Source organism: Leclercia adecarboxylata, assembly GCF_006171285.1.
Taxonomy (GTDB): Bacteria; Pseudomonadota; Gammaproteobacteria; order Enterobacterales; family Enterobacteriaceae; genus Enterobacter; species Enterobacter barmai.
This window is the reverse complement of sequence record NZ_CP040889.1, coordinates 4,215,799-4,230,663: the sequence shown is the minus strand read 5'-3', so window position 1 is coordinate 4,230,663 and position 14,865 is coordinate 4,215,799. Positions and strand designations below refer to the sequence as shown.

Annotated in this window: 16 protein-coding genes; 1 reads left to right on the top strand and 15 read right to left on the bottom strand. The window is 54.2% G+C overall.

The features are described from left to right. Positions 1 to 18: 18 nt before the first annotated feature. The gene (gpJ, locus tag FHN83_RS28855; protein WP_139564935.1) at positions 19 to 4,929 is read right to left on the bottom strand and encodes a TipJ family phage tail tip protein; all 4,911 of its coding nucleotides are present in this window, start codon (positions 4,927 to 4,929) and stop codon (positions 19 to 21) included. 166 nt (positions 4,930 to 5,095) lie between these two features. On the opposite strand from gpJ, the gene FHN83_RS22045 reads away from it, so the two are divergent. Next, positions 5,096 to 5,356 carry a hypothetical protein gene (locus FHN83_RS22045; RefSeq protein ID WP_008323354.1) on the top strand — a complete coding sequence of 87 codons (261 nt, stop codon included), beginning with the start codon at positions 5,096 to 5,098 and terminating at the stop codon, positions 5,354 to 5,356. Here the strand turns inward: FHN83_RS22045 and FHN83_RS22040 are convergent. The 14 genes from FHN83_RS22040 to FHN83_RS21975 form a co-directional block, all read right to left on the bottom strand. Next, entirely contained in the window at positions 5,325 to 5,597 is a 273-nt protein-coding gene (locus FHN83_RS22040) for a hypothetical protein (protein WP_139564934.1), read from the bottom strand. The genes FHN83_RS22045 and FHN83_RS22040 overlap by 32 nt on opposite strands. Before the next feature lie 37 nt (positions 5,598 to 5,634). Further along, a complete protein-coding gene (locus FHN83_RS22035; RefSeq protein ID WP_139564933.1) occupies positions 5,635 to 6,222 on the bottom strand; it encodes a tail assembly protein in 588 nt (195 codons plus the stop codon). A 55-nt stretch (positions 6,223 to 6,277) separates the two neighbouring features. After that, positions 6,278 to 6,703 (bottom strand): hypothetical protein, encoded by a 426-nt coding sequence (locus FHN83_RS22030; protein WP_139564932.1) that lies wholly within the window; start codon positions 6,701 to 6,703, stop codon positions 6,278 to 6,280. 29 nt (positions 6,704 to 6,732) lie between these two features. Next, positions 6,733 to 7,443: a C40 family peptidase gene (locus FHN83_RS22025; RefSeq protein ID WP_139564931.1), complete on the bottom strand. Its 711-nt coding sequence runs from the start codon at positions 7,441 to 7,443 to the stop codon at positions 6,733 to 6,735. 1 nt (position 7,444) lies between these two features. Then, positions 7,445 to 8,200, bottom strand: coding sequence for a phage minor tail protein L (locus FHN83_RS22020; protein ID WP_139564930.1), 756 nt, complete (start codon positions 8,198 to 8,200; stop codon positions 7,445 to 7,447). Further along, positions 8,197 to 8,535, bottom strand: coding sequence for a phage tail protein (locus tag FHN83_RS22015; RefSeq protein ID WP_103826545.1), 339 nt, complete (start codon positions 8,533 to 8,535; stop codon positions 8,197 to 8,199). The genes FHN83_RS22020 and FHN83_RS22015 overlap by 4 nt, the downstream gene beginning before the upstream one ends. Beyond that, positions 8,535 to 12,041, bottom strand: coding sequence for a phage tail tape measure protein (locus tag FHN83_RS22010; RefSeq protein WP_139564929.1), 3,507 nt, complete (start codon positions 12,039 to 12,041; stop codon positions 8,535 to 8,537). The genes FHN83_RS22015 and FHN83_RS22010 overlap by 1 nt, the downstream gene beginning before the upstream one ends. A 125-nt stretch (positions 12,042 to 12,166) precedes the next feature. Beyond that, positions 12,167 to 12,436: a phage tail assembly protein T gene (locus FHN83_RS22005; RefSeq protein WP_103826543.1), complete on the bottom strand. Its 270-nt coding sequence runs from the start codon at positions 12,434 to 12,436 to the stop codon at positions 12,167 to 12,169. Positions 12,437 to 12,459: 23 nt separating this feature from the next. After that, positions 12,460 to 12,855, bottom strand: a complete 396-nt coding sequence (locus FHN83_RS22000) for a phage tail assembly chaperone (RefSeq protein ID WP_103826542.1) — start codon at positions 12,853 to 12,855, stop codon at positions 12,460 to 12,462. Positions 12,856 to 12,905: 50 nt separating this feature from the next. Further along, on the bottom strand, positions 12,906 to 13,361 hold the full coding sequence (locus tag FHN83_RS21995; RefSeq protein WP_015386561.1) for a phage tail tube protein: 456 nt from the start codon (positions 13,359 to 13,361) through the stop codon (positions 12,906 to 12,908). 58 nt (positions 13,362 to 13,419) lie between these two features. Next, complete coding sequence (locus FHN83_RS21990) at positions 13,420 to 13,749, bottom strand: DUF3168 domain-containing protein (protein WP_139564928.1); 330 nt, start codon at positions 13,747 to 13,749, stop codon at positions 13,420 to 13,422. Further along, positions 13,746 to 14,195: an HK97-gp10 family putative phage morphogenesis protein gene (locus FHN83_RS21985; protein ID WP_139564927.1), complete on the bottom strand. Its 450-nt coding sequence runs from the start codon at positions 14,193 to 14,195 to the stop codon at positions 13,746 to 13,748. Before FHN83_RS21985 ends, FHN83_RS21990 begins: the two co-directional genes overlap by 4 nt. Then, positions 14,192 to 14,533, bottom strand: coding sequence for a phage head closure protein (locus tag FHN83_RS21980; protein WP_012124231.1), 342 nt, complete (start codon positions 14,531 to 14,533; stop codon positions 14,192 to 14,194). The genes FHN83_RS21985 and FHN83_RS21980 overlap by 4 nt, the downstream gene beginning before the upstream one ends. Beyond that, positions 14,530 to 14,856 carry a head-tail connector protein gene (locus FHN83_RS21975; protein ID WP_139564926.1) on the bottom strand — a complete coding sequence of 109 codons (327 nt, stop codon included), beginning with the start codon at positions 14,854 to 14,856 and terminating at the stop codon, positions 14,530 to 14,532. Before FHN83_RS21975 ends, FHN83_RS21980 begins: the two co-directional genes overlap by 4 nt. Between the last annotated feature and the right edge of the window lie 9 nt (positions 14,857 to 14,865).

Here is a 14,865-nt window from a genome sequence, read left to right as displayed (position 1 = left end):
GGTCTGAGGTTATGAGGGTCAGGAGAAGGATCCGGTGCCCCGGGTTATGGTCAGTGTTGGAGCGGCAATGCGCTTACTTGCCGTGCCGGTGCCAGTAACCGTAATGGTCCCTGTAATCACGTTGGCAGTAAGATTCCGTACAGCGTGACGCACTGCTATCCATAGGCCTCCAGTCCCTGACGGCACGCTGATAGAACCCATGTCACGGACATTACCGTTGATGTTCAGGGTGATGGCGACCGTCGTGGTGCCAGAGGTGGATGATACAAAAACCATCGCCTCGAGAAGGGCTGATTTATCCAGCGGAGAAGAGGAAGAATCAGTAAAGGTTATCGAGCTTGATGCTGCGCCAGCACCTGAAACAGCAGCGTCCGGCGCAATGCCCACGTTCGCCACGTCACCAATAAAAGACGTCGCCTCAACTGTGCCCCTGAAGCTCCCACTTGTCGCCTCAATGCTTCCTTTAAAACTCCCGTTAGTGGCATAGACAGTTCCGCGCACGGTCACGCCGTTAAACGTGGCATACCCGGATTTATTGATATGCCAGCCGACATTACCGGTCCCGTCCCAGTTACTGGACTGGATGTAATTGCCGATCTTGCCGTTGTCGATAGAACCGTCCTGGATGAATACCGAACGCATGAACATCTGGCCGCCGGTCGAAGCAAAAACCAGCTCCTGCCCGTTCGTCGTCGGGTTATAAACCGCAAACGTATCGGCAGAAATCAGGAAGTTTGAGGCCCCTGCGCCGTCAATGCCCAGCTGGATACCCGCGATGCGTTTAACACCGTTCGCTTCCACCTGGACTTTAACGCCCCATTGCGCGTTCAGCTTACCGTTGATGTCAGCAACAGCCTGACTGGTCGTCTGGACGTTAGCGTTGGTTTGCCCAATCGACGCAGTCACCTGCTGGATACTGGTCGCCGTGGCGCTCTCCAGATCCGTAACGGCTTTATCAATGCGCGTGATGGCTGCGGCGTTGGTCTGGCCGTTTTGCTCAACCGTGGCCTTAAGCGTCGTGACCTGTTCGGCCACAGCGCTGGTTGCATCCGCGGCAGTCTTCCGGGCCTCGGTGATCTCGGCCATCGTTTTCGTTTCGCCAACGGCAAACGTGACGCGCTGATCAGAGAAAGCCATGAAGTTGGCGAGCGCATTGGTGACGTTGCCAACAATACCGGCATCCCTGCTGGCCGTGTTGCCGTCCACGTCAACCTTCAGACTGTCGATACGGCGGCCCAGCGCGCTGTCTCCATCCGTACGGGCCGTGGTTTCCGTGCTGATATCCGCTGTGTTCTGGTCAGTCGTGGCTTTCACCGCAGCCAGCGCGGTGGTCTGCGCCTTGTTGTTATCAGCTACGGTTTTGGTAACCGTAGTGATATCTGCGGTGTTTTTGCCGACGGTAACCTGCAGTCCCGAAAGCGTGGTGGCCTGAGCCTCCTGCTCAGTCGTCAGCGTCGCCAGCTCCTGAGTAACGGCTGCGCGGTTATCGTTTACGGTCGATTCCAGCTTCTTCCGCTCCGTCACCTCTGCTTCCTGAGCGGTGATGCGCGCCTGGCGTTCGGTGTAGAGCAGGCCCGAGACTAGCTTCGACGGGTCATCCCCGGTGTAACCTCCCCGGATCTGCGTCGCCAGCGTCTCGCGCGCTGTGGCTTCCGCCTGGTCGCCAGCAACGCGCGCCGCCGTTTCCTGCTGCAGCGCCGCCATCCCGGCCCCCGGCGTTGGCCGCCCGACCGCTACCCAGTCAATCAGATAATAGTTCGTCGCATCCTGTTTAGTGGACAGATCCAGTCTGAACTGATTCATCGTGGTTTCGGTCAGCCAGGGGATGTTGTCAAACTCCACCGTGGCGATACCATTTGCGTCATAGGCAGGCTCGGCGACGGTGAACACATTGGTGTCACTGAAGCCACCAGTGCCACGCCACCGCAGCTGGCCCGCCCAGCCCGGCGCACCGAATTTCCTGATACGCAGCTTAATGAAGCGATAGGAAGAGGAGTTGATGGCCAGTGAGCCTGGCGACGCCACCCACGGATCGGTGGCATGGTTCGCCGGGCGGATCCACCCGTCAACGATTGTCGGCGCCCCGTTCCCGGTCCAGCCCTCTACTGAAGAATCGAAATACCAGATTTTGGCCGGGTCGAACTGGGAGCCGGTGCCCGCCGAAATCTGCGCGATCTGTTGCGCCAGCGAGTCGGAGGTGGTCTGAATTGTCTGGTTAACGTTACTGATATCCGCGACGCGCTCGTTCTTCTCTGTCAGCAGCGCCTGACCGCGCGCCGCTGCCTCGTCGGCAATGGCTTTCTTACGGTCCGTGACCTCCTGCGCCAGACCCGATTTTGTGGCAGCCGACTCTGTCGTGACTGCGGTGATGTCGTCGCGCGCTGACTGAAGGTCATCACCCAGGTCAGTTATTTCTTTTACGACGTTTTTGTAGGCGTCGGTCTGTTTGATCTGGTTGTCGATATCCACCAGGTAATCAGCTGCAACCGAGCTGCTGCTGCCCTGGATGAAGTCAGTCCAGGCCGACTGGTTACCGGTACGGTCGATAAGGCGCGCGCGGTACCAGAATCCCACCCCGGCTTTCAGGCCCAGCTGCTGATACATGTGCTGCGGATAAGGCACGTCCGTAAGCAACATCGCATTCGTGCCGGCAGCATCCGTGGAATACTGAATCTCGGTCTGCAGGGTATCCGCTGTATTTGCAGGAAAATCCCAGTCCAGTTGCACACCCCAAAGTAAGGGTGTCGTCCTGAAGTTGACAGGTACCGGCGGGGCGCCAACCTTCCCTTTTAACGTTACTTCAAGCGAAGTGGCCCACTTCGAAGAAATTTCAGCAGCATTAATGGCGCGGACGCGCACCAGATAACGCCCGGCATAAATCGCCGGAACTTCAAACGAGGTGGTAGAGCTGCGCGGTACGTTTACCCAGTTCCCGTCATTGCGACGCCACTGAGCCTCGTAGGCGATCGCGTTCGGAGCCGGGTCCCAACTGGCGCGCATGGTTTCGATGCTGATGCCCTGATTCACCATCGAGTAGGAGCTGATAATTATATTTCCTGGCGCGAACTGATTACCGGGAGGGATCACGCTTACCGGACGCTGGTCAATGATGGCGCCAGTATCGATGCGGGCATACTTATCCGGATCGTGAGCCGCGCCGGTAACAGTAAACGTTCCGTCGTTATTGTCGCTGATGCTAATCACCCGGTACTGTTGGGCATACAGCTCATCGGATTCCGCCACCCAGACACTTTCCGCCTGCGGCGTTTCGCTGTAGGCGGTGCTGACCGTTACTGCTTTTCCGTTCACTGCCTGGATTGTACGAGCCTGAGATGCGCCTGACGGAAGGTTGAGAATAAGGCGGTGACCTGCCTTAGCATCCGGCGCGCGGTCAAGGGTGATCACCCGGCCATTCACCGTGCTGATACGCCCGCCGGTGACCTTACCGGACAGCATCTCATCAGCGACGGCGATGATGTACCCGGGTTGAGGTATGTTGCCATCCAGACCAACGTCAAACGAAACGACGCGATCCTTGTTGTTGGTGAGAATGCCCCAGCGGCCTTTGCGGTTCGCCTCTGACTGCCGGGTGCAGCCGATGGCCGTCATTTCCAGCTGGTTAAACCCATAGCGCGCCACCAGCGCCTGCTCGAATACCGGTTCCATCGCGTCAGCGTAGGCGTTAGCGGGATCGGACCAGGACACCAGCGCCGTGGTATAACGCGTTTTCGTGGTACTGCTGGCGTAGGTAAAGCGGCCATCAATGACGTTGGCGCGGGTATAGCTGTAATCCACATCCCGGGGCATATCCGCCAGGGCAACAATCTGATCGCCTCCCCAGTAAGTCATACCCCGGAATATGGCCGCAAAGTCACGGAGAACGGTATAGGCGTCGTTCCGGTCCTGAATGTACACGTTGCAGATGTACCGCGGCTCGGTACCGCTGCCGCCCTTCCCGTCCGGTACCGGCTGATCGCAATACTGGGCCACCTGGTACAGCGTCCATTTGTCGATATTCGCCGCGGTGAGCCGGTGACCCAGGCCGAACCGGTCGGAAACCACCAGGTCGTAAAAAATCCACGCCGGGTTATCAGTCCACGCCCACTTAAACGCCCCGGTCCAGGTGCCGGTGTAAGTGCGGGTTTCCGGGTTGTAGGTGTCAGGTACGCGGATCACGCGCCCGCGCGGCTCGCAGGAGATCTGCGGGATAGAGCCGTTGAACTGGCTTGAGTCGAATTCGATGTAAAGCAGCGCGGTGTTCGGGTAGCGCAGTTTGGCGTCGATCACCTCAGTGAAGCTCTGAAGTGTCATCGTGTCGCCGATCTTCGCGCTGTTTGCATCAGCGGTCAGCTTGCGCAGGCGAATAGTCCAGGTGCTGCCCGCCTGAGGCAGATCGATACGGTGGCTGCGCTCATAGCCGGATGTGGTTTTACCGGTCACGCTGTTATTCAGCACCGTCTGCCAGGCTCCGCCGTCGGTCTGCAGGTCAATCGCATAGTTAACAGAGTTACCGACCAGATCGCCGTCGTTCTCCTGTTTGAACAGCGAGGGCCATTTCAGGCGAAGACGAACAGCCGAGAGCTGGGCATTGGTAAACGTGCGCGTCCAGGCTGTGGCACTTGATACTTCGGTACCGACGGTGATTTCGTTTTCTGTACCCGGTATCCCCTGGATATAACTCTGAGCCTGGTTACCCGGGCGAAACTCCCACACCACCCCGCTAAAGTTTGGCGATCCGTCTGCGTTCTCCAGTGCGGTGCCATCCAGATAAATATTTTTACCGGTGAGCTGGCCGGAGAACTCTCCCTCACCCAGAGCTATCAGAATTTTGGCCTTCGCTACAGACTGAAGGTCATCAGGCTGTTCAGTAGGCGTGCGGGATTTAGAGCCACCACCTTTGCGGCCTTTTATTGCGGTTGCTGTTGCCATATTGCGCCCATAAAAAAAGCCACCCGGAGGTGGCTACTGATCGAATATCAGGATGTTACAAATCTAAATACCTGGTTATGTTGTGGGTTCAGCCCGTCAGTGGTGGGACACTGGTGAACTCATAACAGGTGGAATGGCTGATTACCTCTGGAAAAAGGAGAAGTAAATGGGTTCGATGTTAGAACTGGAAAAAGAAGTGGCAGAGCTTAAACAAAAGCTGCTTACGCATGAAATTGCAACTGGCCTGATTCTATCGGACATTGTGAAATTACTGGACATTGCCCGGCCAGGCGCACTCGATGCCCTGACTAAAAACTATCAGGCAGGGCAAGCAAAAATCCCAGAATCAGCTGCACGTAATGATCCGCACACAATTGATGCGTTCACGCGCATCCTTAAAGTTTTAGAGGTGGCATCAAAGAAATAATTAAATCGAGCTTTTCATTGAATATTTCTTCATGAGTTTTAGCGGCCTCATTCGGGGCCGCTGTTACCGTTCCACCGAAAACTCCTGCATCACCCAGAGATACGTCCCCATTTGCCCGTAAGCGCCAACCGGCTCCTGACGTTCCCTGCATATCTGCGATCACTACCTGCATCTGCACAATAGTCGCCTGCTGTTGTGCAACGGTTGTTGCCAGCGCTTCAACTCGTCTTTCTAAAGTCATAGTTTTCTCCTGTCTCTCAGCTAATAAGTTAATTGATTTACTGTTGATCTTCGACATAAATCCCGGCAGAAATAATCGCGCCGCCGATTCGGCGTTTACCGTAAAGCAAAGGGACCGGGTAACCCTGTGCGGCGGTGTTCGTTACGCCACCGAAGGCATAAGAGGCCCGATTATCGGCATCCTGTTTGCTGGCCAGGCCTGTAGGTTGAGGCGAAAGCATCTGAATCACACCACCAGCCATTAATGCAACACCTGGAGCAACTAAAGCCATACTGGCCCCTCCAGTAAAACCAGACAGTGCATATCCAGCAACTACCAAGACAGCGCCTAAGATAGTTTGCAGCAGACCTGCTTTTTTACTGCCAATTACAACCGGCACTATGCGGAAAACATCTTCTGTTACTGGAAAGCCCAAATCATCTAAACCAATATTTTTCTTTCCACGAAATATGGCATACGTCAAACCGCGCTGTTTACTAGTATTTAGATATTTTTCAAAGCCATCGATTGTGCAGCAAAGCGCCTTAATAATTTCTGAACTTGTAGTGACTAACCTTTCGTGAATTTTACCAAATTGTTTGCCTAATACACCGCTAAGCTCAATTCTCGCCATGATTTCTTGCATGTATTCACCCATAAAAAAAGCCACCCGGAGGTGGCTAATCATTAACTAGGAAGGTTTAGAGCATCGTTGGTCTGATATCTAAACCGGAGTTGGTATCACCAGTAATTCTAAATCTTTGGTGCTCTTTACTGTTAATTTGAGTAGAGCTTTCTTTTATTGGCTGACCCACTTGCATTGCGCATAACCCCTTGCCTTTTGAGTCACCGGATATTCCTAGAATATGGCGACCGGGAGCGACTTTAATATCTATTGTTTCACCCGTATCAATTCTGGCATAAGATTTTCCATCAATAATTACTTCGACAAAGCACCCGCCACCAGCAAACCATCCTTTATCGCGTGTAATGCTTATAACTGAGTCACCAGCCCCTTGCATCAAGATACGTTCCGATGGTACCTGCCTGGCGGTATTAGAATTAACCGCCGTGGTTGAGCAGCCAGCAATGCCTAAAGCGAATAGAAGCAGCACAGCCTTTTTCATATCCCTATCTCCTTTCGTTTTTCGAAAGATTAGCACAGAGATTTGTAACGCAGAACCTTCATTGTCCGTTCCTGCCAATAGCCTCCATATGGAACGCGCTGGCTCAGGTGTCCATAAAGATGGTGCAGCAGCATATTACCTTCCAGCAGAATCCCTGCGTGGTTCCACTTATCAGCCTGGACCTGCATGATCACCATATCGCCGGGTTTCGGTGGTCCGTCGAATTCACGGAATCCGCACTCATACCAGCAATCCTGATAGAAGTTGTCCGGATAGTCGTTTTCCCACCAGGGATAATCAACCCGGTAATCGTGGAGCTCGATACCGTGGGTCTGCCGGAAATAGCTCATTACCAGCCCCCAGCAGTCGAAGTGTCCAAGCACAAACGGACGCTCCAGCAGCGGCAGTTCTCCGCGCGGCTGGATGGTGCGTAAATCCCCCTCCGGCCAGCTCACAATATGCCAGGGTAAAAGCGTTGCGTCGCATTGCGCTTTATCCAGTTCGCTCGGTTGCGTTGTGGCGTCAGGGTGACTGTGAACGATGGCGATCACCGTTCCCCAGTCCTCAGCAGCTGCGTAGTCTTCGGGGCAAAGGACAAAATTGTCCTCCGGCGCAGCGGCAAGATTCCGGCACGGGAAATAACGTTCAACGCGGCTTTTTTGCGCCACCACGCCGCAACACTCGCGAGGATAGTCAGCTGCAGCATGCGCCATGATGGCATCGATGGTTTTCTGGCGCATATCAGCTCCTGATCAAAGATGTGCCCGGAAAACCACCAAACGAGAGTTCGTTATTTTCACCGAACCGAAGTTTGCAGGCAGACAGAGTGCCATTGCATTCGTCCAGAGAAGGATCACTGACCGGATTGTTGTTTTTGTCGAAATAGCGCGAACCGGCGTAATCGCAACCATCACCAGTACGGTATTTATTACGAATGCACCAGGTGCAAAGAGAATGGAGCTGGCGCGTCGGTATCATCAGCCCCTGCAGATCCATCGGGCTAGAAAGCGTGAACTCTACAACCTCATTCGTTTCACTGCTCTTTGCGTCGATATAAAAAACCTTCAGCTTTTCCTGTGTCGGATCGGCCGTCGTATTGCCGCCAGTGAAGTTTTTCGCGTCAAGATATTTACCCAGCGTGTCATGGATAGTCACCTTCGCCTGCAGCATATCGTCATAGGCCAGACACAGCGCCGTGATGGAACTGTCGAGGTTCGCTACCGATAATTTCGGTTGAGCGCTACTCCCACTGGTGGAAGCCTCAATCCCCTCAATCTGACAGGGCCACGCTTTATATTCCTGCCCCTGCCACCAGATGCTTTTGGCAGGTAGTTTCGATTCATCACCACCAGCCGTCACAATCTCTGCTTCAGTATGCGGAACGTTGTAGCTGTGGAAACGCAGCACTTCTCCGGTACCGAACGCCGTGCCATCTACAGAAAAAAGCCGGACCTCATTGCCTGGCTCAAGTTTCTGGTAATCACTGTTTAAGCTCATGGTTTATAAGCCTGCTCAAAAGTTGCGGAAAGGTTGAAGAGTCCGGCGCCCAACGAAGTCGGAGTGTAGGTGTCGCAACGATATAACCCCATTGACTCAAGTGGCGGGTGCCACTGAAATGCTTTCACACCCTGATGGCGATCGAGAAAGGCTTTAATCGCCGCGATGTACGCTTCGGTACCGGTGAACTGAAGATTCCACTTTTGCGACCGGGGATTAATCCCGTCCCCGGACACCTGCTGGTACCCATCTCCAAACTGCGCGGTACGACGGCGAAAATTTACCTCCTGTTCCGCATTGATTCGTGGACACCAGCTGAACGTTTCAAGAGCCATCAGCGACCTCCTTTTGCCAGATTCCAGAGCGCGCCACCCGGGGACATATCACGCCCAATCAGCTCGCGATAACGTCGATCGACAAAGTTGCCCACTTCACGCCCGAACTGCTCATAACCCCCACTCGCCTGAGTCTGGGTATTGCCGTTGCCATCGATATGGATATTGACCTGCGGCGCACCGCCGCCGCCAGGTGTTACGCCGCCATTTCTCACAGCACGTACGCCCAGCGACCCATCAGCAGCGCGGGTCAGCGGCATGATCGCCTCCGGCCCCGCCTCGCCCATGACGCCAGCTCCTTTAGCAAACGCGAAGAAAGTCGGCGTATCGACAATGCTGTTGCTGAACGCGCTGAGCGAAGGAGAGTCGTAAACTCCGCCTTTCGCGTTGAAAGCGAAGTTCGCACCTGCGCTCTGAATTGCGGTACCGCCAGTAGCGGTAGCGGCTGACGAAGCACCAAAACTGAACAGCGATCCGATTGAGCTGACGGCATTAGCAACAGCCATGTTGACCAGAACGTTCTGGATAATCTTCAGCACGCTAACGCCCCAGTCTTTCCAGCTATCAACGTTGCCGTTGAGCATATCGGTAATAGTGGTCACCGCCCCGCCCATTGCCTGCTTCATGCCGTCAGCGGCCATGGAAGAATAATCCGTGGCTTCGTCCACCCAGTTCGCATAACCTTCGGACATGCCTGTCATCCAGTCGTCACGCTGCGCATCTGAAGCTGCGAAATATCCATTTTGGTCACGCAGGCGTTCTTCAAGATAGCGCTTATTAAGTGTCAGGCCCTGCTGATAGAAGGTTTCGTCGATTTCACCAGCCTGACGCTGGCGGAGAAGATCGGTATTCTTCTGCTCGAACTCCTTGCGCAGGTTGAATTGCTCCTTAAGCCTCTCGCGAAATCGGCTGCCCTGCCCGTAACCAAGAAGCTGTGCATCATTGGCTGCGCGGGCGCTGGCGTTATTGTCTGCAAGGTTTGCTTCGTAATTTCGTAATTGCTCACGCAATTTGACCTGGTCAATTAGTGCGGCGTTTTGTAATACAGTCTTTTTCTGAGCCTCGGTCAGTGAAGCAAGTTCGCCCTGGCTAACCTGATATCTAATCTTCGCCAGTTCGGTATTCTGACCCTGTAACGCGATCTGCTCTTTTTGCTGCTTTATAAGGCGCTTATACACATCCTCTGTTTTTTCGCCTTCGGTTTTAACCCCTTTCGCCTTAGGTTTATTGGCCTCGTTATTGCGCCATTCCGCAAGACCGTTATTAATCAACTCCTGACGGGCAGTCTGGAATTGCGGGTCACTGGTTAAACCCAGATCGTCTGCGGCATAACTCAGCCGTAAGCGCTCCTTAGCCTCACCCTTCAGTCGTGACAGCTCCAGATCCCGGCGACTCTTTTCAAGAGCGTCGGTTTGCTTTTTATCGAGATCTGCCTGAGGAAGCCTTACTGGAACGTTCGCCAGCCCCTGACGGGCCATAAGAAGTTGATTACCCAGCCCCAGCAAACGGTTAAATTCGTCATGCTGCCCATTCATCAGCAGGAGAGATTGATAAGCCCGGTTTTGATTGGCCGCCTCTTCTCGGATGAGTGCCACCCGTCGATGCTCAAGCCCCTCAAGAACCTGCTGAATAGAAGCGGATTTTTCCTGCATCTGAGCAAGCCTTTCTTGCTCAACAGATAACTGCTCTGTAGCCGTAGCCAGCCCACGAGTCACAGTATCCAAAGATGTCAGGTGGTTAATCATGAAACCACCGCTGGTAGTCGGACCAGGGTTACTGATCACTGACTGATAACCAGCTATCTCCTCTTTCAGGCTTTCAATCTTGCTTTTTTGTTCATCAATCAGCCTGTTCTGTTCATTCAGAGCGGCACGAGTTTTCTCTGCATTATCTGAAGCTTCAGGCAGAGTCATTGCCCTCGACTTTTTACTAACTTCATCGATCGTACTGGCATATTCCTGAGCAGAACGGCGAGCCTGCTCCTGATTTTGATACATCGCATACCAGGCCCCAGCCCCCAGCATAACCAGCCCCGGCACGCCGCCAATAAGCCCGAGGGCACCGCCCATAAGGCGAGTACCCACAGATGTCACACTATTGAGATTGCTTTGGGTGGTAACACGATTTGCGAGGTTCCGGTCTCTGGCAGCCTCAGCAGAAGCCAGTCGTCTTTCAGCAATAGTCTGGACATCGGCATTTTTTGCAGCCACCAGCCCTGCCTGCGCACGATCAAGCGCTGTTCTGGCCCTGACTTTTTCTGTAGCGGTGCCACTTGCAAGAGCGGCAGTGAGCCTGGTCTGGGCTGCGGTGACTTTTGCCTCAGCTGCCGCGATTTTTTCATGCTGAGCGGCTTGCACATCCGCACTTCGCGCTCGCTGAACAGCTTGCTGGGCTCGATAAACTTCAGCCCTTGAAGCTGCAACAGCAGACTGAGCAGCTTTGTCCTGTGCAACAGCGAGAGCAACCTCAGATTTCGCAGCTGAAATTAGTGCACCTGTTGCACTCGTGGCACTGGTTACCACTCCGCTGAGGTATCTTGCCAGCCCGACGCCAACAAGCGCTCCCGCCACCGTTGTGATCGTGGACATATTGTCTGCAACATCACTCAGCGCGCCACTTACTGCCGAAGAGGTCAAAGAATCAAGCGTCTGGGCAACTCCGTCCAGACCACCAGATAGCGCATCAGTAGCACCAGTAGCCTGGTTGATACCTCCAACCCATGCCATGAACGAGTTGGTGACTTTTTGCAGGGATCCGGAAACTGTTTGCGGCATGCTGGCAAACTCACCCTGCAATGAGCCCAACTGGCTCATTAATGCAGGAACAACCTTATCAATCGTAAGTTGCCCCTGGTCAGCCATGCTCTTCAGGTCTTTGCGGGCCACGCCCATTCCGGCGGCAAGTGCGCGGATGACGCGATCACCTGCTTCGTTAACGGCGTTAAATTCTTCACCGCGAAGAACGCCCTGCGCCAGAGCCTGGCTGAATTGGGTGATAACAGAACTCGCTTCCTGAGTATTAGCCCCCGAAAGTTTGAGGCCGGTAGAAACAGCTTCGGTAATTTTCAGAACTTCGTCAGAGCTATACCCATATTCACGCATTGAAGCAGCTGCGCGTGAAAAAAGGTTTGCGTTGTCGGAAAATGCCGTGCCAGTTCTTTGGCTGATTTCCATTAACTGGCGCTGAGATGCAGCAAAATCATCAGCAGAGGATGATGCCTGCTTAAGACGAGCGTTTACAGAATTCCACTCGTCGGCAATCTGGATAATCTTGCCAGTAGCAAATGCTGCCGTAGCGGTAGCAGCGGCTCTTCCTGCCGAAGCAAATCCATCTGTTAAATCAGATAAAGCTTTCTCGCTCTCTTTTGCTGCAGCTGTAGCCTGTCTGCTACCGCTTTGCATAGTGCGGTAGTAGTCTTGCCCCATGCGCGAAGCACGAGCTATTTCAGTCTGGAATGACTGTGAGTTAGCTGAAATTTTAATTATCAGTTCGCGCAGAGTAGCCATATTTCACCCAATAAAAAACCCGCCAAAGCGGGTTTATGTTTTCACTGTTAACTATTGTGAATTATGCAAAAGTTCTCAGGAGCGCGAGGTTAAACAAATAAAGCGCCTCACACCAATAATGTCTATTAACCCGCAAGTCCCGCAAAGAACCCCTCCAGCCCGGCGCCTTCCTCTTCCTGTTCCTCAGCGCTCCACTGAAGGATCACATCATCCATGCTGACCTTGGCACCCTGCGAGTTAAGCACGGCAGCGGAAATCTGCGCCGCCTGAATATCGCCGCGCCGATCGCTAATTGGATTGATTCGGTCAAATTCGATCCACATGCGCAACTCCCTGGCCGTCAGGGTTTGCTTCAGTTCATGCAGAGTGCGCCCCAGACGGAGCGCCAGCGTCATCAGGAAGAACGTGCCGGGCTGGCTTACAGCTTTTCCACCTCGGCCGCCGAAGTGGTCAGGTCGAGCGCCTGCTTGAGAAGACGGGAATGCACCGGGCCGTAAAACTGCTCGACCTGCGGCTTATCCTCTTCGCTGAAGACCTGCGTGCCATCTTCTTCCAGTAGCACATCAATAAACAGCACCACATCAGCGCTCTTGTTGCGCAGCGCACGTTCTGCCGCCGTCAGATTTTCTGGCTCGCTTTCTCCCTGCATCGGATTAAGCACCTGCTGCCATTCAAGCCAGGCCTGCGCTGATGGCTCACGCAGTTTTACCCTGGCGTTTTCCCACTCCGGAACGGTGACGATTTTTGTGCGAAAGCCTGCCATAGGTGCCAACGCGAGCGAGCGAAGTGAACTCTGTGAAACCTGTTTTCCCATTTCATTTTTTCTCAGTTTGTAATCAGGAATAGCGGCTTTCGCCGCTGTTATTAGCCTGCAGAAGGTGCCGGAACGATCGGGACGGGCTTACCTTTGATGCGCAGCGTAAACGATGCGGTCACCACCCCGGCAGTGCCCAGGCTCCAGCTGTTCTGACGAACTTCAGCCAGGAATGCATAACCGTTGCCGGATGGGAAGATCACCTGAAAAGCGTGCAACGCATCAGTGTCGTAAGCGGTGCGTAATGTGTTCTGCCCCTCTTCATCAGCAGACCAGTTCCCGGAAACCGTCATTTCACCTGGCGCGGCCAGGCCGTTTGTCATTTCCTGCTCGGTGGAACATAGCGTGGTGGTGTCGATGTCTGACTTTTGCCCACCGGTGTAGCTAAGCTCCTTGGTCGAGCAGTTGATGGATTGCCAGGTGGCGCCAGTGGGGTTTGGTTCGGTTGCAGGATTTTCCGAAATGTTAATTTTCGTACCCTGCGTTTTTTCATACTTAGAGGACATAGTGATCTCCGGATATAAAAAAGCCGCCTGGAGGCGGCAGAGTTAATGTGATGATGATTTATTGCCAGATCTGAACTTCAAGCGTGGCCCGGTAAAGCCCGGTATCCGGCTCGTAGTCGTTAATCTCGTTTAGTCCGACAGGATGCAGATCGGCCAGAGCCGCTTTAACCTGATCACGTAGCGCCCGGGCATCATCAATCGACGAGGCCCAGGCATCAACCTGAACCGTGCTTGCTGTTTCTGCCGGACCGCAGAAAACATCCTCGCTGACTGAACCCGGGAGCAGATAAATCACCCACGGCGCCGTGGTACCCTGCGGCGTAACGTACGGAAAAACATTTCCGCCTGCCAGCGCTCTGAGCCGCTGATAAATGTCAGCCTCTGTCATTTCGCCAGCACCTCATCAATGGCCTGATTCATGCGGGCCAGCGCTGCCTGCGTAGCCTCTTCCTGCCGGGCGTCAAACGCAGGACGAACAAAGGGGTGCGCAGGCATATTCGATGTACCGAGCTCAACGAAGCGCCAGTAAAAAGCGTTGCGCGGATTGCTGGCCTTCATTTTGTTGTCGCTGTTGCCGGTGTCCGGGTTAACGCCCCGGATATGCACGCCGGAAGCGATTTCGCCGCGGCGGCGACCCTTTTTGGTCACCACCACCACGTTTTTTTTCAGTTTCCCGGTAAGGACGGGCGCACGATCTTCTACCTCCTGTCGCAGAACTTCTGCACCAGCACGTGTGGCATCGCGCAGAACCTTATTATTTTCAGCCCTGCTGAGCGTCTCCAGATCCTTCGCGATATCGGCCAGACCGGAAAAATCAAGACTCGTTGAAATCACTGTTTCACCCCCTTCTCGCAAAGCAATTCGAGCCTGGTGCCGTTCTCTGCTGAGATAGCCGACTTGATGTCATATATCTCACCGCCTCCGGTTGGCGGCAGATGAACGGCTCGCCATCCCGTGGTTACGGGAATGCCTGGATAACGACGCATCCAGATCCGGGTTGTGGTGCTGCTCAACTCTGCGCCGCCGTCCATCATCTCCCGGCCCGATACATCCGCGACTTCTGCCCGAACCGAAGCAACATCCACCCAGCCGGTTGCAGGCTGTCCGGACGGTAATCGCCCGGTTGCCGGTTTCTGAAGGATTACCCTGTGCCGCAGACGTCCCGCTTTCATAGGCCATAAATCCGGTAGGGCTGAAGGAGTGCTTCAGTAGAGAAAGCCAGCGCAGATGTCGTGCTGCCGGTGCTGACCGTTTCACGGTTGGTGTACCAGTGGGCAATCAGCATCAACATAGCCATTTCAACATCCTCGCCATAAAGCAGCGCGTCGGGATCGGCCATAAAAAGCGGATCATCAGCTTTTTCATAAAGCCGACGGCGGGTCCATTTTTCAACGTAGCGTTCCGCAGCTTTTATGCCCGTATCGATCCAGGCGTCGTCTTCCGTGAAGTCCTGTTCGATATTGCAGTGATGCTTCACCTGCTCTTTAGTAAGCATGCGCGCTCC